23 protein-coding genes are annotated in these 21978 nt (G+C 71.5%); 20 read left to right on the forward strand and 3 right to left on the reverse strand.

Annotated elements, in window-relative coordinates:
- The first annotated feature begins 1 nt into the window (after window position 1).
- The 9 genes from ACP4J3_RS27680 to ACP4J3_RS27720 all read left to right on the forward strand — a co-directional run bounded on the left by ACP4J3_RS27680 (window position 2) and on the right by ACP4J3_RS27720 (window position 8409).
- On the forward strand, window positions 2-985 hold the full coding sequence (locus ACP4J3_RS27680) for a carbohydrate ABC transporter permease (RefSeq protein WP_426538758.1): 984 nt from the start codon (window positions 2-4) through the stop codon (window positions 983-985).
- Complete coding sequence (locus ACP4J3_RS27685; protein ID WP_426538759.1) at window positions 982-1806, forward strand: carbohydrate ABC transporter permease; 825 nt, start codon at window positions 982-984, stop codon at window positions 1804-1806. Before ACP4J3_RS27680 ends, ACP4J3_RS27685 begins: the two co-directional genes overlap by 4 nt.
- Window positions 1807-1900: 94 nt before the next feature.
- A complete protein-coding gene (locus ACP4J3_RS27690) occupies window positions 1901-3631 on the forward strand; it encodes an amylo-alpha-1,6-glucosidase (protein ID WP_426538760.1) in 1731 nt (576 codons plus the stop codon).
- A gap of 111 nt (window positions 3632-3742) precedes the next feature.
- A complete protein-coding gene (locus ACP4J3_RS27695; protein WP_426538761.1) occupies window positions 3743-4135 on the forward strand; it encodes a VOC family protein in 393 nt (130 codons plus the stop codon).
- A 151-nt stretch (window positions 4136-4286) separates the two neighbouring features.
- Complete coding sequence (locus ACP4J3_RS27700) at window positions 4287-4472, forward strand: hypothetical protein (protein WP_426538762.1); 186 nt, start codon at window positions 4287-4289, stop codon at window positions 4470-4472.
- Between the two features lie 22 nt (window positions 4473-4494).
- Window positions 4495-5205, forward strand: a complete 711-nt coding sequence (locus tag ACP4J3_RS27705; RefSeq protein WP_426538763.1) for a hypothetical protein — start codon at window positions 4495-4497, stop codon at window positions 5203-5205.
- On the forward strand, window positions 5202-6188 hold the full coding sequence (locus ACP4J3_RS27710; protein WP_426538764.1) for a DUF6895 family protein: 987 nt from the start codon (window positions 5202-5204) through the stop codon (window positions 6186-6188). Before ACP4J3_RS27705 ends, ACP4J3_RS27710 begins: the two co-directional genes overlap by 4 nt.
- Complete coding sequence (locus ACP4J3_RS27715; protein ID WP_426538765.1) at window positions 6185-7105, forward strand: DUF6895 family protein; 921 nt, start codon at window positions 6185-6187, stop codon at window positions 7103-7105. The genes ACP4J3_RS27710 and ACP4J3_RS27715 overlap by 4 nt, the downstream gene beginning before the upstream one ends.
- A 188-nt stretch (window positions 7106-7293) precedes the next feature.
- Entirely contained in the window at window positions 7294-8409 is a 1116-nt protein-coding gene (locus tag ACP4J3_RS27720) for a serine hydrolase domain-containing protein (RefSeq protein ID WP_426538766.1), read from the forward strand.
- Window positions 8410-8474: 65 nt separating this feature from the next.
- Here the strand turns inward: ACP4J3_RS27720 and ACP4J3_RS27725 are convergent, their stop codons facing one another.
- Window positions 8475-9845, reverse strand: coding sequence for an alpha-lytic protease prodomain-containing protein (locus ACP4J3_RS27725; RefSeq protein WP_426538767.1), 1371 nt, complete (start codon window positions 9843-9845; stop codon window positions 8475-8477).
- A gap of 200 nt (window positions 9846-10045) precedes the next feature.
- Between ACP4J3_RS27725 and ACP4J3_RS27730 the strand changes: the two genes are divergently transcribed.
- The 7 genes from ACP4J3_RS27730 to ACP4J3_RS27760 all read left to right on the forward strand — a co-directional run bounded on the left by ACP4J3_RS27730 (window position 10046) and on the right by ACP4J3_RS27760 (window position 17375).
- Window positions 10046-10495 (forward strand): Fur family transcriptional regulator, encoded by a 450-nt coding sequence (locus tag ACP4J3_RS27730; RefSeq protein ID WP_426538768.1) that lies wholly within the window; start codon window positions 10046-10048, stop codon window positions 10493-10495.
- 24 nt (window positions 10496-10519) lie between these two features.
- Window positions 10520-12733 carry a catalase/peroxidase HPI gene (gene katG, locus ACP4J3_RS27735; RefSeq protein WP_426538769.1) on the forward strand — a complete coding sequence of 738 codons (2214 nt, stop codon included), beginning with the start codon at window positions 10520-10522 and terminating at the stop codon, window positions 12731-12733.
- Between the two features lie 236 nt (window positions 12734-12969).
- Window positions 12970-14076 (forward strand): NAD(P)/FAD-dependent oxidoreductase, encoded by a 1107-nt coding sequence (locus ACP4J3_RS27740; RefSeq protein ID WP_426538770.1) that lies wholly within the window; start codon window positions 12970-12972, stop codon window positions 14074-14076.
- Between the two features lie 664 nt (window positions 14077-14740).
- Complete coding sequence (locus ACP4J3_RS27745; RefSeq protein ID WP_426538771.1) at window positions 14741-15436, forward strand: hypothetical protein; 696 nt, start codon at window positions 14741-14743, stop codon at window positions 15434-15436.
- Window positions 15433-15720 (forward strand): BON domain-containing protein, encoded by a 288-nt coding sequence (locus tag ACP4J3_RS27750; RefSeq protein WP_426538772.1) that lies wholly within the window; start codon window positions 15433-15435, stop codon window positions 15718-15720. The genes ACP4J3_RS27745 and ACP4J3_RS27750 overlap by 4 nt, the downstream gene beginning before the upstream one ends.
- Window positions 15717-16442, forward strand: coding sequence for a metallophosphoesterase family protein (locus tag ACP4J3_RS27755; protein WP_426538773.1), 726 nt, complete (start codon window positions 15717-15719; stop codon window positions 16440-16442). The genes ACP4J3_RS27750 and ACP4J3_RS27755 overlap by 4 nt, the downstream gene beginning before the upstream one ends.
- 153 nt (window positions 16443-16595) lie before the next feature.
- Window positions 16596-17375: an SDR family NAD(P)-dependent oxidoreductase gene (locus tag ACP4J3_RS27760; protein WP_426538774.1), complete on the forward strand. Its 780-nt coding sequence runs from the start codon at window positions 16596-16598 to the stop codon at window positions 17373-17375.
- A 13-nt stretch (window positions 17376-17388) separates the two neighbouring features.
- Here ACP4J3_RS27760 and ACP4J3_RS27765 read toward each other — a convergent pair whose 3' ends face one another.
- Window positions 17389-17982, reverse strand: coding sequence for a GNAT family N-acetyltransferase (locus ACP4J3_RS27765; protein WP_426538775.1), 594 nt, complete (start codon window positions 17980-17982; stop codon window positions 17389-17391).
- A gap of 70 nt (window positions 17983-18052) precedes the next feature.
- Between ACP4J3_RS27765 and ACP4J3_RS27770 the strand changes: the two genes are divergently transcribed.
- Both ACP4J3_RS27770 and ACP4J3_RS27775 read left to right on the forward strand, forming a co-directional pair.
- A complete protein-coding gene (locus ACP4J3_RS27770) occupies window positions 18053-18487 on the forward strand; it encodes a PPC domain-containing DNA-binding protein (RefSeq protein WP_426538776.1) in 435 nt (144 codons plus the stop codon).
- Between the two features lie 114 nt (window positions 18488-18601).
- Window positions 18602-19621: a sigma-70 family RNA polymerase sigma factor gene (locus ACP4J3_RS27775; protein ID WP_426538834.1), complete on the forward strand. Its 1020-nt coding sequence runs from the start codon at window positions 18602-18604 to the stop codon at window positions 19619-19621.
- A 39-nt stretch (window positions 19622-19660) separates the two neighbouring features.
- Here the strand turns inward: ACP4J3_RS27775 and ACP4J3_RS27780 are convergent, their stop codons facing one another.
- Entirely contained in the window at window positions 19661-20314 is a 654-nt protein-coding gene (locus tag ACP4J3_RS27780; RefSeq protein WP_426538777.1) for a phosphoribosyltransferase, read from the reverse strand.
- A 182-nt stretch (window positions 20315-20496) separates the two neighbouring features.
- Between ACP4J3_RS27780 and ACP4J3_RS27785 the strand changes: the two genes are divergently transcribed.
- Together ACP4J3_RS27785 and ACP4J3_RS27790 are read left to right on the forward strand one after the other, a co-directional pair.
- Window positions 20497-20892: an SseB family protein gene (locus ACP4J3_RS27785; RefSeq protein WP_426538778.1), complete on the forward strand. Its 396-nt coding sequence runs from the start codon at window positions 20497-20499 to the stop codon at window positions 20890-20892.
- 118 nt (window positions 20893-21010) lie between these two features.
- Complete coding sequence (locus ACP4J3_RS27790) at window positions 21011-21901, forward strand: SDR family oxidoreductase (protein ID WP_426538779.1); 891 nt, start codon at window positions 21011-21013, stop codon at window positions 21899-21901.
- Window positions 21902-21978: the final 77 nt, after the last annotated feature.

The raw sequence follows: 21978 nt of genomic DNA on the forward strand, positions 1-21978 counted from the left end.
GATGAATCACATGACAAAGCTGCCGGACCGCGCGTCCGTGTCCGCCCGGAAGGGGGCGGCCACCACCGCCCCGCCTCCGGCCCGCGCCAGGTCGCCGCGCCGGCCCACCTCCACACAGTGGGCCGCCTGGGGATTCCTCGCCCCGGTGGCCCTCTACCTCGTCCTCTTCTACGCCTATCCGCTCTACCGCAACCTCGACCTGAGCCTGCGCCACTACACCGTCCGCTCCTTCGTGCAGGGTGACGCGCCCTTCACGGGCCTGAAGAACTACCGGACCGTCCTCGACGACCCGACCTTCGCCCCGGCACTGCTGCACACCGTCGTCTTCACCGCCGTCTGCCTGCTCTTCCAGTACGCCATCGGCCTGGCCCTCGCGGTCTTCTTCAACCAGCACTTCCGGCTGTCGGCGACCCTGCGCGCGCTCTTCCTGGTGCCCTGGCTGCTGCCGCTGATCGTGTCCGCGTCCACCTGGTCGTGGATGCTCAACAGCGACTCCGGCATCGTCAACGCCGCCCTGGACCTCGTGGGCATCGACCCGGTGAACTGGCTGACCTCGCCGTCGTGGTCGCTGACCTCGGTGATCATCGCGAACATCTGGATCGGCGTCCCCTTCAACCTGGTCGTGCTCTACAGCGGCCTGCAGTCGATCCCGAACTCGCTGTACGAGGCGGCCGCCCTCGACGGGGCGAACGCCTGGCAGCGCTTCTGGCGCGTCACGTTCCCGCTGCTGCGCCCGGTGTCCGCGATCACCCTGCTCCTGGGCCTGATCTACACGCTCAAGGTCTTCGACATCATCTGGATCATGACCAAGGGCGGCCCGGCGCAGTCGTCCACCACCTTCGCCACCTGGTCCTACCAGCTCGGCTTCGGCAACCTCCTGCCCGCGTTCGGGCCCGGTGCCGCCGTCGGCAACCTGCTGGTCGTCGCCGCCCTGGTGTTCGGCCTCATCTACATGAAGGTCCAGCGAAAGCAGGCGCTGTCATGAACCGAAGCACCAACCGCACGTGGTGGAAGACGGCCACCGGCCTGCTGCTGACCGCGATCATGCTCTTCCCGGTCTACTGGATGCTGAATGTGTCCTTCACCCGCGACCAGGACATGCGCAAGAGCCCGCCCGACCTGTTCCCCACCCACGGCACCCTGGCCGGCTACCGCACCGTCCTCGACGAGCAACTGCCCTACCTCGGCACCAGCCTCGTCATCGGCCTGGGCACGGTCGTGCTGACCGTCGCCCTGTCCGCACCCGCCGGCTACGCCCTGGCCAAGCTGCGCCCACGCGGCGGCGGCCTGCTGAGCTTCGTCCTGCTCGCCGCCCAGATGATCCCCGGCATCATCATGGCGATGGGCTTCTACGCCATCTACCTCCAGCTCGGCCTGCTCCAGTCCGTTCCCGGCCTGATCGTGGCCGACTCCACGCTGGCCGTCCCGTTCGCGGTCCTGATCTTCACCGCCTTCATGTCCGGCATCCCCGGCGAACTGCTCCAGGCCGCCAAGACCGACGGAGCCGGCGCGCTGCGCACCTTCTGGTCGATCGTGCTGCCGATGAGCCGCAACGCCGTCGTCACGGTGTCGCTGTTCGCGTTCCTGTGGTCCTGGTCCGACTTCGTGTTCGCCGGCACCCTCGTCAACGGCGGTCCGCACGAGCCGATCACCCTGGGCATCTACCACTACATCGGCAACAACAACCAGGAGTGGAACGCCATCATGGCCACCGCCGTCGTGGCCTCGCTGCCCGCCGCGGTGATCCTCGTCCTCGCCCAGCGCTATGTCGCCGCCGGCGTGACCGCCGGAGCCGTCAAGGACTGAGCCGTCAAAGACTGAGTTCCACCATCCCGTCTCGACCCGGCCGGCCGCACCCCGGTCGGCCGGTCCGACCTGCTCGAGAAACGAGTCACGCCTCATGACCGCCGCCCGATCCGGCCCGGCCTTCTCCGTCCACGACATTCCGTTCAGCACCTACGGATCCTGGTTCGACATCTCGCCCGTGGTCGCGGAGAAGACCTACGCCGACGACCTCCACCTCGTCTCGCACCAGAACGGCATGCACCCCGTCCTGAGCCTGGTCCCCCTGGACCCGGCGACGGGCGCCCGCGCCGAGACCGGCGTCGAGGCGACACCGGCCCTGCTCCGCTGGACCGGCGCGGGCGGACGCGTCGACCTCGGCTACGAGTCGCCGGACACCGTGCGCCTGCGGGGAAGCGGGATGGACCTCCGGGTGTCCGCCGCCGCGCAGGCGCTGACCCCGTTCAGCGGCACGTACTTCTTCCACGACCCGGCAGCCGACGCCCACGTGTTCACGTCGTACGAGACCGGCCGCCGCTACCGGATCACGGTGCTGTCCGGCGTCGTCACCGGCACATCCGCCGCCCAGGGACTGGGCAGCGCCGACCGCGGTCTCGTCGTGGCGGCGGAGGCGGGCGGTGCCTGGGAGATCGCGATCGAGGAACTCGACACCGCGCGCCCGCCGTACACGTCCTCGGCGACCTTCGGCGAGATCGTGGAGTCCGCTCGGCAGTCCTTCGCGCACTTCGTCGACGCGGTGGCCCCGTGGCGCTCGTCCGCCACCCCGGCCGCCGAACTGGCCGCCTACGTCGTCTGGTCGGCGACCGTACGACCGACCGGCCTGGTCACCCGGCCCGCCGTGCTGATGTCCAAGCACTGGATGGACAAGGTGTGGAGCTGGGACCACTGCTTCAACGCCCTCGCCCTGGCCCCCGGCTGTCCCGAGCTGGCCCTGGACCAGTTCGCCCTGCCCTTCGACCACCAGGACGAGAGCGGCGCGCTGCCGGACTCGGTCACGCACTCAGAGGTCCTCTACAACTTCGTCAAACCCCCCATCCACGGCTGGGCTCTGAGCCGCCTGCGCCGTCGGCTGCCGACACCTCCCAGCCAGGAGCAGATGAGGGAGACGTACCAGCGCCTGGAGCGCTGGACGGAGTTCTGGCTGACGGCGCGGCGGGCCCCGGGGGCCGTACTGCCCCACTACCAGCACGGCAACGACAGCGGCTGGGACAACGCCACCACCTTCGACCCCGAGCGCGTCATCGTCACCGCCGACCTGGCCGCGTTCCTCGTCCTCCAGCTCCATGAACTCGCGGACGTGGCAAGGGAATTGGGCATGAACGACGAGGTGCACAGGTGGACGCGGGCGGCCGGGACCGTCCAGGCGGCGCTGCTCGACCGGCTCTGGGCCGACGGCAGGTTCGTCGCCGAGGGAGTCGCCACCGGGGACACCTGGAGCAGCGCCGGCCTCCTCGACCTGATGCCCGTCGTGCTGGGCGAACATCTGCCCGAGGAGATCAGCAGCACGCTGGCCGACCACATCAAGGCCCATCTCACGCCGTACGGCCTCGCCACCGAGCTGCCCACCTCACCGCACTACCTCGCCGACGGCTACTGGCGCGGCCCCATCTGGGCTCCGGCGACCATCCTCATCGAGGACGGCCTGCGCCGCGCCGGGCACCACCGGCTGGCCGACGACATCAGTGCCCGCTTCCGGGCCCTGTGCGAAACCCACGGCTTCGCGGAGAACTTCGACGCCCTGACCGGAACGGGCCTGCGCGACCGCGCCTACACCTGGACCGCCAGCAGCTACCTCCTCCTCGCCGAGGCACACGCACTCCGGGAGTGAACGGTGCGCGACCATCCGGACGTCGTTCCGCGTGGCGTGTGCCCGAGCGTGGCCGCTCGTGGTGTGCCCTGAGATGTCCGTACGGCTCACCCCTGAATGGAGACACCCGGCATGCTCGGACAATCGAAGGCGTTCAGCGGCTTCTCGGTCGACGACCTCGGACAGGCCCGCCGGTTCTACGGCGAGACACTCGGCCTCGACGTCGACGAGAGCGGCGAAGGGGACATGCGCATGCTGACCATGAAGCTCGGCACCGGCGCTCAGGTCTTCGTCTACCCCAAGGAGACGCACACCCCCGCCACGTTCACGATCCTCAACTTCCCCGTGGACGACATCGAGGCAGCCGTCGCCGAACTGACGCGGCGTGGCGTGACTCTTGAGCGCTATTCCGGATTCGACCACGACGACAAGGGCATCGTCCGGGTCGGCGACGGCGGACCCACGGCGATCGCTTGGTTCACCGACCCCGCCGGAAACGTCCTCTCCGTGCTCCAGGAGAACTGACCGTCAGATCCTCCTGTGCCTGCTCGGCGGACAAGGCGGCGGGGCTGTTGAACAAGTTACGTATGGCAGCCTGTGGGAAAAGATGCGCGCTTTGTGACTGTGTGGTGCTCTGGTTGTGGAGGCTATGGCTGACCCCAGAGGAGATGGTGATATGCCTTCCATTGACCAGGCGATCCAGGACACGACCGGCGTGCGGACCGACCTCGAAGCGGCACTCGACCCCGCTGAGCCCGACGGCGTCTTCCGCGACAGCCGTGAGTGCGCCGCACTGGCGCTACTCTCCGCAGACACCAAGCTGCTGCTGTCCCCGCCGACCCCTCGCCCGAAGAAGGGCTGAGCGGACCGACGGGAGCGACTGAATGGACCAGTCAGGCACTTCGGCCCTGTTGCAGGGCGCGGTGCAGGACATTGCGTCCGACGTGGTCTCCGCCCTTCGGGGCGGAGACCACGTGCGCATGTCCGGCACGATGGCGGTGGACGACATCGAGGGCGGCCTCTCCCTCGCGGCCGTACGGGTGTTGGGAGCGGACCTGCTGCTGCCGCACGTCCTCTTCCCGACTCCGCCCGCCCCGGAGGCACTTGCCGTGTTCCGCAGAACGGTGGAGGCCTTCCCGCCGCGCCCCGATGCGGCACCCACCGTCCTGTGGAGTCACTGGGCCATGCGCCGCACACTGCGGCGCCTGGACACACCGCTGAACGGCCCGCCCGCCGTGGAGACGGACCCCCAACCCGACGCCGGCTGGCTCGACGACGCGCCCTGGCAGACACTGACGCACCAACTCGCCGTACTGGCGCCCCTCGCGCTCCCCGGCGAGGACTGCGCCGTGACCCGCGCGGCCCGGCGCCGCCCGGTCGACGTGGCCCGGGGCTTCGTACGGGCGGTACGCCGCCGGGACTGGCAGCAGGCCGCCGGAGCGGGACGCTGGCTGACCCTGCTCGACGGGGTGCCGGACACCCTCGGTCTCGAAACGGGCCTGGACTTCGTCGAGTTGATGGGCGGCGCCGACCCCCGGGTGGCCCTTCAGGTACAGGCGGCACGGGTCATGCGGGCCGCCGGGGCACTCGTATGACAGCCATGGGCATCGGGGAGATCCGCGAGGTGGGCGCCGCGGCGTTCGGGTGGCTGTCCGCGCACCGCGGCGACTTCGCGCTGGGCGAGGACGCGTTCACCGCCGACGGCCAGGTGGACGTCACCTGGAAACCGCTCGGGGAACTCGCCCAGACCTGCCAGAGCGTACGGTCCCACCTGGCGCCGTCGGACCCGCTGCACGCGTGCGCGTCCGACCTGCTGCGGTTCGCCTGGCAGCAGACCGGCCGGGGCGAACTCTTCGTACGCCTCCAGCAGTTGGAGCCCTTCGCGACGTACCCCCTGGAGGTCTACTCCGTCTTCGCCGCGGCCGGGCTGCGGCATGCCGGGTACGAGACCGCGGCCGCCATGACCGCCCGCACCCGGGGCTGGCGGCTCACCGAACAGGAACCCACGCGCCGGCTCGGTGTGTTGAAGGCCGAGCGGCGCAGCGGCATCCACCGGCCGGACGAGTCCGCGCAGGTGCTGCGGCGCACCTGGCTGGGCGGACTGCCGGAGCCGTGGACGTTCGAGCGCTCCTCGGGGTACGCGCTCACCCACGTCGTCTTCCATGCCACCGACTGGGGCCGCGACCCCGAGGGCGTCCCCGCGGACGTGGCCGCCTATCTGGCCCACTGGCTGCCGTCCTGGCTCGACACCTGCCTGGACGCCGGGATGTGGGACCTGAGCTGCGAACTGCTGGTCGTGGCCGCGAGCCTGCCCGATCCGCCCGACCTGGCGGCCTTCCGCAGTGCCTGGACCCGGATCGCGCGGGCGCGGCACGACTCCGGCGCGCTCCCCCAGGAGGCTGTCCCGGAGGACAGGGAGGCGGGCCCGGAGCCGGACTTCCTGCACTGCTACCACTCCACCCTGATGGCCGCCTTCGCCGCGGCCCAGACCCTCAAGCGCCTCACCGGCGCGACCCACGACGACACCGAAGTGAGCCGTACGCACACCCGCCACGGGGGACAAGGAGTGCCCGGATGACCGACACCCGACTGATGCACACTGTCGGTGTCCGCGCCCTGGAGTGGCTGTGGAACCACCGCGACGGCTTCCGCCTGGAGACCGACGTCGATCCCGAGGTGGGTTTCCTGGAGCGCTTCAAGCCCGTCGGTGAACTGGCCCTGATCTGCAGGGTGCTGTTCCGCGAGGGCGTCGCCGGCTCCCAGCAGGCCGACCTGGCGCGCAAGCTCCTCGACCACACCTGGCGGCACACCCTGGACGGCGGGCGCATGCTGGTGCGCGGCCAGCGCGTCGAGCCGCTGTCGCCCATCCCCTTCGAGGTGTACCTCCCGTACAAGGAACTCGGCTACAGCGAGCCCGAGGTGGAGCGGGCCACCGTCCTCTACCACCGGCTCGAAAGCTGGTCGGCCCTGGAACTGGACCCGACTCGACGCCTCGGACTGGCCGCGTTCCAGCGCCGCTTCGGCCTCACGCCGCGCACGCCCGAGACGGCCCTGGTCGGCCCCACCTGGCTGGCCCGCAGGCCCGAACCCTGGACGGTCAGCGGGCACATCGCCTACGACGTCACCCACACGGTGTTCCACCTCACCGACTGGGGCGAGCACCCCGAGGCCCTGCCGCCGGACATCGCCGACTACCTCGCGACCTGGCTGCCGGTGTGGATCGACGACTGGCTGGACCTCAAGCGCTGGGACCTGCTCGGCGAACTCCTCGTCGTGGACGCCTGCCTGCCCCGGCCCACCCTGGACGAACGGGCCTGGGAGGGCTTCGCCGCCGCGCAGCAGCCCGATGGCGCGATGCCCGCCGTACGGACGATGCCGGAGGGCGAGCCGGACGAGGTGTTCGACGTCGTCTACCACCCCACGCTGGTCGCCGCGTTCGCCTCCGTGCTGGCCACGTCCCGCGCCCTCACCGAACTGACCCACGCGGCGCCATGACGGGCCCGATCACGCCGTGGCCGGGGGTGAGCGGCGGTATAGGTGGTGGCGGCGAGGGTGAGGCGGGTGCGGGGGGTTTCGCTTGTGGCGGCATGGCGGGCTTGACCGCGTCGTGGCCGGGGGCGAGCGGCGGCATACGTGGTGACGACGGGGGTGAGGCCGGTGCGGGGGGTGTCCCTTGCGGCGGCATGACGGGACCCACCGAGGACATAGGCAGTGACGACGGAGGTGGGGGCGGTCTGCGGGGCGCCTCTTACGGTGGTGCGACGGAGCGGCCCCGCGTAGGCGGCCTCGTCGGCAGTGACGACGAGTTGCGTGCGCGGCTGGCGGACGCCGTGGCCGGCGTCGACGCCCCCGACGTCGTCTTCGCCGTCTCCCGGGGCGGGCGCCGCGCCCTGCACTGCGGTGGCGCCGCCCCGCCCCCGGCGGTCCCCCGGCAGGATCTGCGCTACGAGATCGGTTCGGCCTCGAAGACGTTCACCGGGCTGCTGCTGGCCCAGCTCATCCGGCGCGGCCTGCTGACCGGGGGCGAGCCGGCCGCCGTCTGCCTCGACGCGGGCCGCCGGACCGGCGCGGGGGCCGTGACGCTCGCTCACCTCGTCACCCACACGGCCGGGCTGCCCACCCTGCCGCCCGACTTCTATCGGCGGGCGCTCCCCGCCTGGCGCACCAACCCCTACGGCCGCTACGGGGCCGAGCGGGTGACCCGCGCCTTTCTGCGGCACCGCGGGCGGCATCGGCCCGGCACCCGGTGGCAGTACTCCAACTTCGGCGTCGCGGTGCTCGGCCACGCGCTCGCCGCGGTGTCCGGCACACCGTGGGAGGAACTGCTCGGCACCCACGTACTGCGTCCCCTCGGCCTGACCGGCACCGCCCTGCGGGCGGAGGACCCCAAGACGGACGCCGTCGGGCACGGCAAGGACGGACGCACGCCCACTCTCGCCTTCGACGCCGGAGGCTTCGCCGCGGCGGGCGCCGTCCGCGCCACGCCGCTCGATCTGCTCACGTTTCTGGAAGCCCACCTCGACCCGGCCGGCTCCCCGCTGGCCGGGGCGCTGCGGGCGGTGCGCACGCCCGTGCTGCGCCGCGGGCTCGGACACCGGCATGTGCACACGATGGCGTGGTTCCGGCATCCCACCGACGGCGGGCCGATGTACTTCCACAGCGGCGCCACCCTCGGCCAGCAGGCTTTCCTGGGCTTCCGCCCCGACACCGGCACCGCCCTGGTCGCGCTGTGCACCCGCCGCTTCCGCGCCCGCGACACGTTCATCGCCACCGCGTACGCGTTCCTCGCGGACGAGTGATGCCCGTCGGCCGGCGGTGCGGGGTACAGGGCCCGCACCGCTGGCCGTACGGCTTCCGTGTCCGTCTACATCCGCTGCCACAGCGCCGGCGTCGACCCCGGCGCCCACTTGCCCTGTGCCTGGTGGCTTTGCAGGCACTGGTAGCGCACGCCCGCGTGGGTCACCGTGGCGCCGGCCTCGTAGACGTGGCCCGCGGACCAGGTGGCGGCCGTGCCGTTGTCCCCCGGGGCGGGCGAGCCGCCCTGGGCGGCCGCGGTCTTCAGGACGAGGCCGAAGTCGCTGAGGACGGGGTTGATCGGCTGGTAGAAGGTGGTCCCGCCGTCCGTGCAGTCACCCGAGCCGCCGGAGGTGACGCCCTGGGCCTGGGAGCCGGAGATGTACGGCCCGCCGGAGTCACCCGGCTCGGCGCACACCGTGGTCTCGGTGACGCCGTCGACGGTGCCCTCGGAGTAGCTGACGCTCGTGTCGTGCTGCTCGATGGTGCCGCAGTGCCAACCGGTGGTGGACCCGGAGCGGCAGATCGACGCGCCGATGAGCGCCTGGACCGAGCCGGTGACCTGCGTTCGCTGGCCACCCTCGCCCTTCACGTCGGGCGTGGCCGTCCAGTCGCTGTTCACGCTCACCCAGGACATGTCCTTGCCTGGGAACGTCGAGGCCTCGAAGGAGCCCTGGTTGGCCATGTTGAAGCCGGTGGTCGTGTCGTCGGCGTTGCCGCAGTGGCCGGCCGAGGCGAAGCCCTGCTGGGTGTCCTTGGTGACGGAGAACCCGATGGAGCAGCGCGCGGTGCCCTCGATGTAATAGGCCTCGCCGCCGACGAGGTCCGCCAGCAGCCGCGGCCGGGTGGCCGACACCCGGACGGCCACGCCCTTGCCCTCGAGGCCGGCGGCCTTGATGAAGGCGGTGGCGGCCGAGCGCTTGACCGCCTGGACGACGACCCGGTTCGTCGGTACGTCGACGTACCAGACCGGTGTGTCGCGCGTATTGGCACCGGTCGCGGCCTTGTCCAGCCTCTCCTTGACCGCCTTGAGCTCGGACAACGGCCGCTTGACGACGACGGCCTTCGCACCCTGCGCCTGAATGGCGGGCACGTCGCCCGCGTCCGTGGTGGCGACGGCGAGCTCGGCGGAGGTCGCCCCGCGCAGCCACGCGCCGGCGAAGCGCTTGCCGAGCGAGTTGCGCAGACGGCCCGCGCGGGCGCCCGCCTCCGCCTCGTTGACCAGCCGCTCGGCGGCCTGCCCCGGCTTCAGCTTCAGATCGCGCTCCATGGCGCGCACCACCGCGGCCGACGGGCGGTCGGCGCCGAGCGTCTGCGCCGCGGTGGAAGCGGGCGCGGGCGGCGGAGCCGCCGTCGCGGCGGTGGTGACACCGGTGAGGACGAGGGCGCCGAGAGCGGTCAGGGCGGCGCGGCGACCGGCCGCCATATGTCTGCCGAGCATGCGATGTACCTCCATCGAGTACGCGTGGGATTCCGACCAGATGGAGGCCTTGACGCAAAGACAGGGGTCAATGTCAGAAGGGATGATTTTTCGCGCTTTGGGGGGCTCCGCCCGCTGCCATGTGCGCCAGCGGGCGGATCACCAAAGTTTCATCGTTCGTTTTCTTGAATCATTCGTGTTTAGGGAGGTAGGTTGTCGCCATGACCGCATCCCAGACTCCGACCCCCGCCGAGGAGCTGCGCGGTGCCGGCCTGCGGGTGACCGCCGCGCGTGTCGCGCTGCTGGAGGCCGTCCGGTCCGGTGACCACCTCGGCGTCGAGGCCATCGCCTCCGGGGTGCGTGATCGCGTAGGCCATGTCTCCCTGCAAGCCGTGTACGAGGGTCTCCACGCGCTCACCGCGGCGGGACTCATACGCCGTATCGAACCGGCCGGCAGCCCGGCCCGGTTCGAGGGGCGGGTCGGCGACAACCACCACCACATCGTGTGCCGGTCGTGCGGGGTGGTCGCCGACGTCGACTGCGAGGTCGGCGAGGCTCCCTGCCTGACCGCGTCCGACGACCACGGCTTCGCGATCGACGAGGCCGAGGTCATCTACTGGGGCCTGTGCCCCGACTGTTCCACCGCCAACAGTGCACCCCGAGCACTGTGATCCACCTAGTTCGGAAGGTTTCCCATGGCTGAGAACCCCGATGCGATCGTCACTGACGCGAAGACGGAGGGCACCGGTGGCTGCCCCGTCGCGCACGGTCGCGCCGCGCACCCCACGCAGGGCGGCGGCAACCGTCAGTGGTGGCCGGAGCGCCTCAACCTGAAGATCCTCGCCAAGGATCCTGTCGTCGCGAACCCGCTCGGTGAGGAGTTCGACTACGCCGAGGCGTTCAACGCCCTCGACCTCGCGGCCGTGAAACAGGACATCGCCGAGGTGCTGACCACCTCGCAGGACTGGTGGCCCGCCGACTTCGGCAACTACGGCCCGCTGATGATCCGGATGGCCTGGCACAGCGCCGGCACCTACCGCATCAGCGACGGCCGCGGCGGTGGCGGCCGCGGTCAGCAGCGCTTCGCGCCGCTGAACAGCTGGCCGGACAACGGCAACCTCGACAAGGCCCGCCGTCTGCTGTGGCCGGTGAAGAAGAAGTACGGCCAGTCCATCTCCTGGGCCGACCTCATGATCCTGACGGGCAACGTCGCGCTGGAGCAGATGGGCTTCGAGACCTTCGGCTTCGGCGGCGGCCGCGCCGACGTCTGGGAGGCCGACGAGGACGTGTACTGGGGTCCCGAGACCACCTGGCTCGACGACCAGCGCTACACCGGCGACCGTGAGCTGGAGAACCCGCTCGGCGCCGTCCAGATGGGCCTCATCTACGTCAACCCGGAGGGCCCCAACGGCAACCCGGACCCGATCGCCGCGGCCCGCGACATCCGTGAGACGTTCCGCCGGATGGCGATGAACGACGAGGAGACCGTCGCCCTCATCGCCGGTGGCCACACTTTCGGCAAGACCCACGGCGCGGGCCCCGCGGACGCCGTCGGCGCCGACCCCGAGGCCGCCTCCATGGAGGAGCAGGGCCTGGGCTGGAAGTCCACCTACGGTTCCGGCAAGGCCGGCGACGCGATCACCAGTGGTCTGGAGGTCACCTGGACCACCAAGCCCACCCAGTGGAGCAACGACTTCTTCGGCATCCTCTTCGGATACGAGTGGGAGCTGACCGAGTCCCCGGCCGGCGCCAAGCAGTGGGTGGCCAAGGACGCCGAGGCGATCATCCCCGACGCGCACGACCCGTCGAAGAAGCGTCTGCCCACGATGCTCACCACCGACCTCTCGCTGCGCTTCGACCCGATCTACGGCCCGATCTCGAAGCGCTTCCACGAGAACCCGGACCAGTTCGCGGATGCCTTCGCCCGCGCCTGGTACAAGCTGACCCACCGCGACATGGGCCCGAAGTCGCTGTACCTCGGCCCGGAGGTCCCGGAAGAGACGCTGCTGTGGCAGGACCCGCTGCCGCAGGCCGAGGGCGAGGCCATCGACGCCGCCGACGTCACGGCGCTCAAGGCCAAGATCCTCGACTCCGGCCTGACCGTCCCGCAGCTCATCAAGGCCGCGTGGGCGTCGGCCGCGACCTTCCGCGGCAGCGACAAGCGCGGCGGTGCCAACGGTGCCCGCGTCCGCCTGGAGCCGCAGCGGGGCTGGGAGGTCAACGACCCGGACGAGCTCGCCCAGGTCCTGCGCACCCTGGAGAACATCCAGGGCGAGTTCAACTCCGGCGCCAAGAAGGTCTCCGTGGCCGACCTGATCGTCCTCGGTGGCTCCGCCGCCGTGGAGAAGGCCGCCAAGGACGCCGGGGTCGACGTCGAGGTGCCGTTCACCGCGGGCCGTGTCGACGCGACCGAGGAGCACACCGACGTCGAGTCGTTCGCGGCGCTGGAGCCGTCGTCCGACGGGTTCCGCAACTACCTCGGCAAGGGCAACCGCCTGCCGGCCGAGTACCTGCTGCTGGACCGCGCCAACCTGCTCACGCTGAGCGCCCCCGAGATGACCGTCCTGGTCGGTGGCCTGCGGGTGCTGGATGCCAACCACAACGGCTCCAAGCACGGCGTCTTCACCGAGACGCCGGGCAGGCTCACCAACGACTTCTTCGTCAACCTGCTCGACCTGGGCACGACCTGGAAGTCCACGTCCGGGGACCAGACCACGTTCGAGGGCCGTGACGCCTCGGGCCAGGTCAAGTGGACCGGCACCCGTGCCGACCTCGTCTTCGGCTCCAACTCCGAGCTGCGCGCCCTCGCCGAGGTCTACGCGAGCGACGACGCCAAGGAGAAGTTCGTCAAGGACTTCGTCGAGGCGTGGGTCAAGGTCATGAACCTGGACCGGTTCGACCTCGTCTGATCCGTCCCGATCCCTCCCGAGCAAGACGTCCAGGCCGGCCCGCACGGGTCGGCCTGGACGTCTTCCTGTGTCCATGGGTGCCACAGAGGCCCCAGCTTTCACAGAATGCACACCGCACCACATTAATTCTTTATGTTTCAAGCGCTAGGCTCGCGGAAACAGGGGAGTGGCCAACGGCGGCCCACCCGCCGCGTCACCCGCTGCTCCTTCCCCCCCACCAGCACAGGAGACTCGGCGTGCTTGACGGCGACGTAGTAGTGATCGGCGGCGGCTACGCCGGCGTCCGTCTGGCGAAGCGACTGGACACGACGGCACGGGTCACGCTGGTGGACCGCAAGGAAGTCTTCTTCCACCGCATCGCCTCCCTGCGCGCCGGGGTGCGCCCGGACTGGTCGCACAGCCCCTTCATCCCCTACGACCGACTGCTGAGCAACGGCCGCGTGGCCGTCGGCAAGGCCATCCGCATCGACACCACCGAGCGACAGGTGATCCTCGGAACGGGGGAGCGGCTGCCCTACGACGTCCTGGTGATCGCCACCGGCGCCGACTACCCCGAACCCGCCCGCTTCACCGGCACCACCACCGAGGAGGCGGTGAAGTCCTTCGTCGTGCACCAGCAGCAGATCGCCACCGCCGACCACGTCCTGGTCGTCGGCGGCGGCCCCTCCGGCGTGGAACTCAGCGCCGAGATCCGCCTCGCCCGGCCGGACGCCCGGGTCACCCTCGCCCACTCCGGCCCGGAACTGCTGCACTCCACGGGCAGCACCAAGGCCGGACGCAAGGCGCGGGCCTGGCTGGCGTCCCACGGCGTGGACGTGCGGCTGGACTCCTTCATGTCCCCCGGCAACGACTTCGGCACCTACCGCGACGCCCGCGGGAGCATCATCGAGGCGGACCGTTCCTTCTGGGCGACCGGCACCACGCCCAACACGCTCTGGCTGCGCCTTGCCGGGCACGGCGACTGGCTGAACGACTCGGGCCACGTCAGGGTCGACGAGGCGCTCCGCGTCCGGGGATGGCTGGACTTGTTCGCGGTCGGCGACGTCAACGACGCCACCGACCTCAAGATCACCCCGGCCGCGCTCGCCCAGGCCGACCTGGCCGCCCACAACATCCGCGCCTACCTGAACAGCGCCGGCAAGCATCGCAAGAAGCCCCGCTTCTACCGGCCGATCCACCGCACCCCGCTCATCGTGCCGTTCGGCCCGGCGGACGGAGTGACCGTCCTGCCCGTGCCGGGCGGCGAGACGGCGGTCCTCGGCAGCCGCACCACCACCGTCACCAAGGCCAAGACCCTTATGACGCCGTACATGAGGCGCCAGCTCGGCTACACCGCGGCGTGAGCGGACGTTCGGGCCCCTGACCCGGCGTCACTTCGATGCGATCCAGCGGATCGGTCTGTGGGTGGGTGGGGAGGCGGGCCGGTGGGTCGGTGGGCCGGTGGGCCAGGAACACCGGGCACATCCGGCCGACCGGATGCCGGGATGCCGGGATGCCGTTCGGAACCACGGGGCGTACCGGCCGCCTAGGCAGCGCCGCTCCCGGCCGGGCGGCCGTAGTGGCCGTGCGCGTCCCGATCGACCTCCGGGCCTGCAGGCCGGCCCGGATGGCCCCCCTCGGCCCGCGAATGCCCCACCTGTGCGACGGCGCGAGCCTCGACCAGGTCGTGGACGCCGTCGACTCCTGGCCAGACGCCTTCCCAACCAGATGGCCGAGAAGGCGGGTTGGCAGGGGTGGCTGTGCGTGCCCGGGAAGGTGGCCCAGGCTACCGCCGCCCGCGCGGTCGCGGCCGAACGCCGCGAGCGGAGCCTCACCGCCGGCCCGGTGGCCGGCATGGTCGACACCGCTCGACCTCGCACCCCTGGTGCGGCGCGGTCGGCCCACGGAGAGCCGGCCCAGGACGTGCCGTATCGAAAGCTGGAGCGCCGGGTACTCGGTGGCTTTCGAACCCGCACCGGGTCCCCGCAGGGGACTGCGCCGGACGGCCGGACGGCGAACGGAGGCGTCATGACGCAGAACCGGGAGAGCGCGACGCCCGCTCCGCGACCCGGGGTTCCCCAGTTGCGCCCGGTCGGCGAGAATCCGGCCCAGCCGTCGCCGGCGGAGACGCGCTCGCTGAGCAGCGAGGGACTTCCCCGAGACCGCAGTCAGGCGATCCTGGAGGCGGCGAAGCAGGTCGGCGCGCTGCTGAAGCGGAAGGGGCACAGGTTCGCCCTGGCCGGCAGCGTGGCCGTGTACGCCCACGGGGGAAGCGGGCATCTGCAGCACGACGCCGACTTCTGCGTGCGGCGCACGGACGCCGACGCGGTGGCGCAGACGCTGACCGAAGCCGGTCTTGACGTCCGTACGCCGCCGGAGGACTGGCTGATGAAGACGTCGTGCTTCGGCCAGGACGTCGACATCCTCTTCGAACTGGCGCATCGCCCCGTCACCACGGAGGTCCTGGACCGGGCACAGGAGGTCTCGGTCGACTCGGTGCGCATGCCCGTCCTGGCGCCGACCGATCTGATGCGCGGCCTGATCGAGCCGTTCTCGGAGCACTACTGCGACTTCGGACCCGCGCTCGCCGCGGCGCGGGCCCTGCGGGAGAAGGTCGACTGGGCGGACGTACAGCGCTCCTGCCGGGACGAGCCGATGCCCGCCGCCTTCTTCTACCTGCTGGAACGCCTGCATGTGATCGCCCCACGGGAGGAGCACCGATGAGCCCTCACGGCGCACGGCCTGCCGCCGACGCGGGCCCGGCGCAGAACCTGGACTACCTCGTGGCCCACCTCACCGACCACCTGGCCGCCGGGCCCCTCGGCGAGCTGGGAGTGTCCATCGAGATCCGTGGCGAGGCGGTCCTGCTGACCGGCACCGTGCCGTCCGCCCAGTGCCGCGACGACATCCTGCGCACCGCTCGCGCGGAACTGCCGGGACACCCGGTGCACTGCGACATCGTGGTCGTGGACAACTCCGCGCCCGACCATGCCGAGGAGATCGAATGATCCGGATCGCGGCCGTCGGGGACATCCACATGGGCCCCGAGAGCGAGGGCATGCTCCGGCCCTCGTTCGAGACCCTGCACGAGAGCGCCGACGTCCTGCTGCTCGCCGGGGACCTCACCCGTCACGGCACCCGTGAGGAGGCCCAGGTGGTGGCACGGGAGATCAAGGACCTGGCGGTCCCCGTGGTCGCGGTGCTGGGGAACCACGATCACCACGCCGATTGCCCGCAGGAGGTCACCGCCGTGCTCCAGGACGCGGGCGCGCGGGTGCTGGAAGGACAGGCGACGGTGGTGGAGGACGGGGACGCGCGGATCGGCGTGGCCGGTACGAAGGGGTTCGGCGGCGGGTTCGTGGGCCGCTGCGCCGGAGAGTTCGGTGAGCCGATCATGAAAGAGTTCGTCAGGTACTCGCGCCGGCGCGCGGACACGCTGCGGGCCTGCCTGGAGGAACTTCAGGAGCAGGACTGCGACGTACGCATCGCCCTGACCCACTTCTCGCCGGTGCCGGACACGCTGGCCGGGGAACCGCTCGAGATCTACCCGTTCCTCGGCAGCTATCTGCTGGCCGAGGCGATCGACACGGCAGGTGCCGACCTCGCGGTGCACGGGCATGCCCACCTCGGCACGGAGCACGGCATGACCAGTGGAGGAGTGAAGGTGCGCAACGTCGCACAGCCGGTCATCGGGCGGGCGTTCCACGTCTACCACCTGGCCAGGCCCTGACCGACGCGTGACCGGCGCCCCGGCGGTGGGGCCGGCCGGCGGGATGACCACTCCTGTGCCTGCGCACGACCGTGCATGCGCACAGGCACCGCGGGGGCGCGATGACGACGCCCCGGGCGCCGCCCCTGTGCGCCGTCGGCCTAGGGTGCGGGCATGATCTCGCAGGCATATCTCTCCGAACTGTTCTCCCTGGACGGCCGCGTCGCCCTGGTGACCGGTGGCAGTTCCGGCATCGGCCGGGCCATCGCCGAGGCGCTCGCCCGCGCCGGAGCGCGTGTGGTGATCGTGGCGCGGAAGGAGGCGGAGCTGGCCGGGACGGTCGGCGAGCTGGAGGCGCACGGCTGCCGGGCGGCCTGGGTGAGCGCCGACCTGGGCACGCGTGAGGGCGTGCGCGGGGCCGCGGACGAGGCGGCCCAGGCGTTCGGGGAGCCCGACATCCTCGTCAATTGCGCAGGGATCAACCTGCGGCCCCCGATGGGCGAGTTGGGCGAGGAGGTGTGGGACACGACGATGGCCGTGAATCTGGAGGCGCCCCATCTGCTGGGGCAGCGGTTCGGGCCCGGCATGGCCGAGCGGGGCTTCGGGCGGATCATCCACATCACCTCCCAGCAGGCGCACCGGGCGTTCGTCCAGAGCGGCGCCTACGGTGTGTCCAAGGGGGCGCTGGAGTCGCTGGCCCGTTCCCAGGCGGAGGCCTGGTCGCCGTACGGCGTCACCTGCAACACGCTCGTGCCGGGGTTCGTCATGACGCCCCTGAACGCCCGCCTGTCGTCCGACCCGGACAAGGTGGCGGCGCTCGCCGCACGCACCATGGTCGGGCGCAACGGCCTGGCCGAGGACTTCGCCGGCGCGGCGGTGTTCCTCGCGAGCCGCGCCTCCGCCTATGTCACCGGGCAGTCGATCTTCGTCGACGGCGGGTTCTCCGTCCACTGAGCGGGTTCTCCGCTCACTGCGCCGGGCCGGTACGTCGGCGCAGGTCGAGGCGCATCAGGATGCGGGGGTGCCCGGCCAGGACGGACGTCGTGTCGGCCGCGTGGACGAAGCCGGCCCGTTCGAAGTTCTTCCGCAGTCCGGCGTACGCCATCGTCAGGTCGACCCTGGCGTCCCCGTTGTCGAGCGGGTACGCCTCGATCACCGGCGCACCCCGGTCGCGGGCGAAGTCGACCGCCCCGGCGATGAGGGCGTGGGAGATCCCCTGCTTCCGGTGTCCGGGGCGGACGCGGATGCACCACAGCGACCACACCGGCAGGTCGTCGACGTGCGGGATCTTGCGGCTGCGGGCGAACGACGTGGCCGCGCGGGGCGCCACCGCGGCCCAGCCGACCGGCTCGTCGCCGTCGTAGGCGAGCACCCCCGGAGGCGGGTCGGCGCGGCACAGCTCGGCGACGTACGCACCGCGGGCCGGCCCGCGGAGCTCGTTGCTGAGTTTGGACGGGATGCGGTAGCTCAGGCACCAGCAGACGGTCGCCGTGGGCGACTTGGGGCCGATCACCGCACGGACGTCGTCGAAGACCGAAGCGGGGCGCACCTCGATGGCCATGGCACCACCATGTCACGCGGGCGGGAGCGCCGCTCGGTTGTTTCCTCGGGCGCCCGGGTACCCGGCGCGCATGAAGTGGCGACAGGTACAGGCCTCTCCGGCATCGGTGTACGTCCTGGTGCCGGCGCCGGGCGAGGAGGCCCTTGAGGAGATCACCCGCTTCGCCCGGGAGCGGGCCCTGGGGGCGTCCCAGGTGACCGCCGTGGGGGCCTTCGCGCGGGCCGTGGTGGGGTGGTTCGACCGCGAGGCCAAGGACTACCGGCGCATCGGGGTCGACGAGCAGTGCGAAGTCCTGTCCCTGCTGGGGGACATCGCCGTCGGCGAGGACGGACCGACCCCGCATCTGCACGCCGTCCTCGGTCTGTCGGACGGCACGACGCGCGGCGGGCATCTGCTGCAGGGGCAGGTGTGGCCGACCCTCGAGGTGATCGTGCGGGACAGCCCGGCGGCCCTGGCGAAGATCCACCGCCCCGACGTCGGCCTCGCGCTGATCGACCCGGGGTGACGAGCGGGCCGATCCCGCTGTGGGCAAGGCGCGTTCGGGGTTCGCCGCGCACCCTTCGGGTACTCGTGAAGCTCTGTACGACGGGGGACACGCACGGGACGGAGGGCCGTGACGATGCCTCCCCGCACCCAGACTCCCGCGGTGGACCCCCGGGTGGACCGCCGTGCCGCCACCCGCACCGCACGCTCGCGCGGCCGGGTCCCCGAGCCCGACGAGGAACCGGACCTGCTCGGCCAGTACCTGGCGCAGATCGCGGCGACCCCGCTCCTCACCGCACAGGACGAGGTACGGCTGGCCCAGCGCATCGAGGCCGGCGTGCGGGCCGCCGAGGAACTGCGGCAGGCCGATGTGGGCGAGCCCGCCCTGGAGCCGGAGCTACGCCGCGCACTGGAGGCGGTCGCCCGGGACGGCCGGGCCGCCAAGGACCACATGATCCGGGCCAACCTCCGGCTGGTGGTGGCGATGGCCAAGCGGCACGCGCATCGGGGTGTGCCCCTGCTCGACGTCATCCAGGAGGGAAACCTCGGACTGATCCGGGCGGTGGAGAAGTTCGACCACACCAAGGGCTTCAAGTTCTCCACCTACGCCACCTGGTGGATCCGCCAGGCGATCGAGCGGGGCCTGGCCCAGCACGCCAGGGCCGTCCGGCTGCCCATGCACATCGTCGAGGAGCTGCGCAAGCTCGGCAAGATCGAGCGGCGTCTCCAGCACGACCTGGGACGCGAGCCCACCACCGAGGAGGTCGCCGAGGACAGCGGCTTCACCGAGGAAAGGGTCGGCTGGCTGCGCCGGGTCGGCCGGCAGGCGGTCAGCCTCGACACGCCGGTCGACGAGACCGGGGAGACCGTGGTCGGCGACCTGATCCCCGACACCGAGGTGCTCCCGGCCGCGGACATCGCCGAGTACCAGGCGCTCGCGGCGGACCTGAGGCAGGCCATCGGCACGCTCGCACCCCGCGACGCCATGATCCTCAGCCTCCGCTACGGCCTGCACGACGGGCAGCAGCGCACGCTCGAACAGGTCGCCCGGCAGGTGGGCCTCACACGCGAGCGGGTCCGCCAGTTGGAGAAGCAGTCGCTGGCGAGGCTGCGGGCGCGGGATACGGGGGAGCGGCTGATGGCGTGGGCGAGTTGAGCAACCCGCGTCACCCCGGGTGATCTCGAGCCATCCGCGTCACGCCGGGGCGTGGAAGGCATGCAGCGTGTTCGCGGCCTGCGTGTCGGAGACCGGGCCGAAGTCCTCGTACCACTCACCGACCACATGGAGGTTCGGCGGCTGCTCGAGGCAGACGACGTCGTCGCACTCGCCGCGGATCGACGCGAGCGTCCGCGGGCTGCCGACGGGCACCGCCAGGATCAGCCGGGCCGGGCTGTGGCGGCGCAGGAAGCGCAGTGCCGCCGTGGCGGTCAGGCCGGTGGCCAGGCCGTCGTCGACGAGGACGACCGTGCGGCCGCCCACGGACGGCAGCGGGCGGCGGCCGCGGTAGACGTACTCGCTGCGGTGCAGCTCGTTGCGTTCGCGGACGATGACATCGCCGAGCCGGTCCTCGGACAGATGCATCATGGCCAGGCTCTGGCGGTCGTACAGCGGCGGGTCGTCGGCGACGATCGCGCCGATCGCCGTCTCCGGCCGGACCGGGGTGCTGACCTCTCGGGTGACCAGCACGTCCAGCGGGGCGTGCAACGCGCCGGCCACCTGTGCGGCGACGGGCACACCGCCGGGCGGCAGGGCCAGCACGAGCACCTGGAGCAGGTCGCCGGAGTCGGCCCACTCGACCAGCCGCAGGGCGAGTTCCTGGCCCGCGTGGGTGCGGTCGCGGAATGACACGGCGCTTCTCCCTCCACCTCGGCGCAGCCGCCGAGTGCCCGGCGTGATCCGGGCGAAACGAGGCCTCCCCCCCATCAACGCATGAAGGGCTCGCGCACATGAGGGGCCGCGGATCGGGTACCCGAATCGTCCGGCGCACATCGGACGGACCGGGGGGACACGACACGGCGACGGGACGAACCATGACCGACCACCACTCCGAGAGCGGTGCACCGGCGGCCCAGCAGGCCTTGCGTACGGTCGTCGAGAAGGGCGCGGACCAGGCGGCGCTGAACACACTGGCCCACAGCGAGGTACTGCTTCCCGCGGCGACGGACGCGGAGGGGCCGGCTCCCAAGGCGCTGACGCTTCCCGTGTTCGAACAGGGGGACGGCACCGAACTGGTGCCGGTCTTCACCACGCAGGAGCGCATGGAACAGGCCCTGCCCGGCATCCGGCGGCACCGCAGTGTGCTGCTCGGCGTGCTCGCCCACGGCTGGCCCGGCGACCTGTCGCTGGTCATCGACGCCGGCACCCCCGAGCAACTGGCTCTGACCGCCCAGGGCGTCAGGGCGCTGCTGGACCGGGAGGACACCTGACCTCGCGGCCGGGCGGGGCCCAGTGCTGCGCCGGTGACCGCTGCGGTCGGCTTTTCGGTCCGGGCCGGACGGGAACCCGGTCAGGTCCGTGCCGGCTCAAGCGGTTCAGGAGGCCGTCGTGACCGATCCGCAGCACACCCAGCAGAACCCGGCCACCCAGCACCCGCGCCCCGAGTTTCCCGCGCAGGACCAGCCCCACCCCGGATGGACGGGCCCGATGGACCCGCCGCCCGACCACGGTGAGGAGAGCTACCGCGGCGCCGGCCGGCTGGAGGGCCGTAAGACCCTCATCACCGGAGGTGATTCCGGCATCGGGCGGGCGGTGGCCCTGGCCTTCGCCCGGGAGGGCGCCGACGTGCTGTTCACCCACCTCGAGGAGGAGGCGGACGAGGCACGCGAGACGTCCCGGCTCGTCGAGGACGCCGGCCGCAAGGCGGTCGCCGTGTCCTGCGACATCCGTGACGAGGACAACTGCCGGGCACTGATCGAGCGCGCGGTCGCGGAGTTCGGGCGCATCGACGTCCTGGTGAACAACGCCGCCTACCAGATGTCCCAGCCGGACGGCATCGAGGCGATCAGCACCGAGCAGTTCGACCGGGTCATGCGCACCAACCTCTACGCCATGTTCTGGCTGACGAAATTCGCCCTGCCGCACATCCCGGAGGGCGGCAGCGTCATCAACTCCACGTCGGTACAGGCCTACAAGCCCAGTCCGCACCTGCTGGACTACGCGACGACGAAAGGCGCGATCGTCACCTTCACACAGGGGCTGGCCCAGATGCTCGTCGACCGCGGCATCCGCGTCAACGCGGTCGCCCCGGGGCCGGTGTGGACGCCGCTCATCCCGGCGACGCTGCCCGACACGGTCGAGTTCGGCAAGCAGAGCCCGCTGGGCCGCCCGGCACAGCCCGCCGAGCTGGCGCCGGCCTACGTCTACCTCGCCTCCCAGGAGGCCAGCTTCGTCACGGCGGAAATCCTCAACGCGACCGGCGGCACACCGCTGCCGTGACGGACAGTCGCGGCATCTGCGCACCGTCGGAAAGCCTGCCGTGTTCCGTGCGCGGGCCCCGGCTGCGTCAGGGCCTC

The organism is Streptomyces sp. UG1 (assembly GCF_049974585.1).
Taxonomy (GTDB): domain Bacteria; phylum Actinomycetota; class Actinomycetes; order Streptomycetales; family Streptomycetaceae; genus Streptomyces.

Excerpts from the sequence above, each read along its gene's own strand:
- ACP4J3_RS27680 (WP_426538758.1), top strand. The coding sequence starts at position 2 with ATGAATCACATGACAAAGCTGCCGGACCGCGCGTCCGTGTCCGCCCGG.
- ACP4J3_RS27685 (WP_426538759.1), top strand. The coding sequence starts at position 982 with ATGAACCGAAGCACCAACCGCACGTGGTGGAAGACGGCCACCGGCCTG.
- ACP4J3_RS27690 (WP_426538760.1), top strand. The coding sequence starts at position 1,901 with ATGACCGCCGCCCGATCCGGCCCGGCCTTCTCCGTCCACGACATTCCG.
- ACP4J3_RS27695 (WP_426538761.1), top strand. The coding sequence starts at position 3,743 with ATGCTCGGACAATCGAAGGCGTTCAGCGGCTTCTCGGTCGACGACCTC.
- ACP4J3_RS27700 (WP_426538762.1), top strand. The coding sequence starts at position 4,287 with ATGCCTTCCATTGACCAGGCGATCCAGGACACGACCGGCGTGCGGACC.
- ACP4J3_RS27705 (WP_426538763.1), top strand. The coding sequence starts at position 4,495 with ATGGACCAGTCAGGCACTTCGGCCCTGTTGCAGGGCGCGGTGCAGGAC.
- ACP4J3_RS27710 (WP_426538764.1), top strand. The coding sequence starts at position 5,202 with ATGACAGCCATGGGCATCGGGGAGATCCGCGAGGTGGGCGCCGCGGCG.
- ACP4J3_RS27715 (WP_426538765.1), top strand. The coding sequence starts at position 6,185 with ATGACCGACACCCGACTGATGCACACTGTCGGTGTCCGCGCCCTGGAG.
- ACP4J3_RS27720 (WP_426538766.1), top strand. The coding sequence starts at position 7,294 with ATGACGGGACCCACCGAGGACATAGGCAGTGACGACGGAGGTGGGGGC.
- ACP4J3_RS27725 (WP_426538767.1), bottom strand. The coding sequence starts at position 9,845 with ATGCTCGGCAGACATATGGCGGCCGGTCGCCGCGCCGCCCTGACCGCT.
- ACP4J3_RS27730 (WP_426538768.1), top strand. The coding sequence starts at position 10,046 with ATGACCGCATCCCAGACTCCGACCCCCGCCGAGGAGCTGCGCGGTGCC.
- katG (WP_426538769.1), top strand. The coding sequence starts at position 10,520 with ATGGCTGAGAACCCCGATGCGATCGTCACTGACGCGAAGACGGAGGGC.
- ACP4J3_RS27745 (WP_426538771.1), top strand. The coding sequence starts at position 14,741 with ATGACGCAGAACCGGGAGAGCGCGACGCCCGCTCCGCGACCCGGGGTT.
- ACP4J3_RS27750 (WP_426538772.1), top strand. The coding sequence starts at position 15,433 with ATGAGCCCTCACGGCGCACGGCCTGCCGCCGACGCGGGCCCGGCGCAG.
- ACP4J3_RS27755 (WP_426538773.1), top strand. The coding sequence starts at position 15,717 with ATGATCCGGATCGCGGCCGTCGGGGACATCCACATGGGCCCCGAGAGC.
- ACP4J3_RS27760 (WP_426538774.1), top strand. The coding sequence starts at position 16,596 with ATGATCTCGCAGGCATATCTCTCCGAACTGTTCTCCCTGGACGGCCGC.
- ACP4J3_RS27765 (WP_426538775.1), bottom strand. The coding sequence starts at position 17,982 with ATGGCCATCGAGGTGCGCCCCGCTTCGGTCTTCGACGACGTCCGTGCG.
- ACP4J3_RS27770 (WP_426538776.1), top strand. The coding sequence starts at position 18,053 with ATGAAGTGGCGACAGGTACAGGCCTCTCCGGCATCGGTGTACGTCCTG.
- ACP4J3_RS27775 (WP_426538834.1), top strand. The coding sequence starts at position 18,602 with ATGCCTCCCCGCACCCAGACTCCCGCGGTGGACCCCCGGGTGGACCGC.
- ACP4J3_RS27785 (WP_426538778.1), top strand. The coding sequence starts at position 20,497 with ATGACCGACCACCACTCCGAGAGCGGTGCACCGGCGGCCCAGCAGGCC.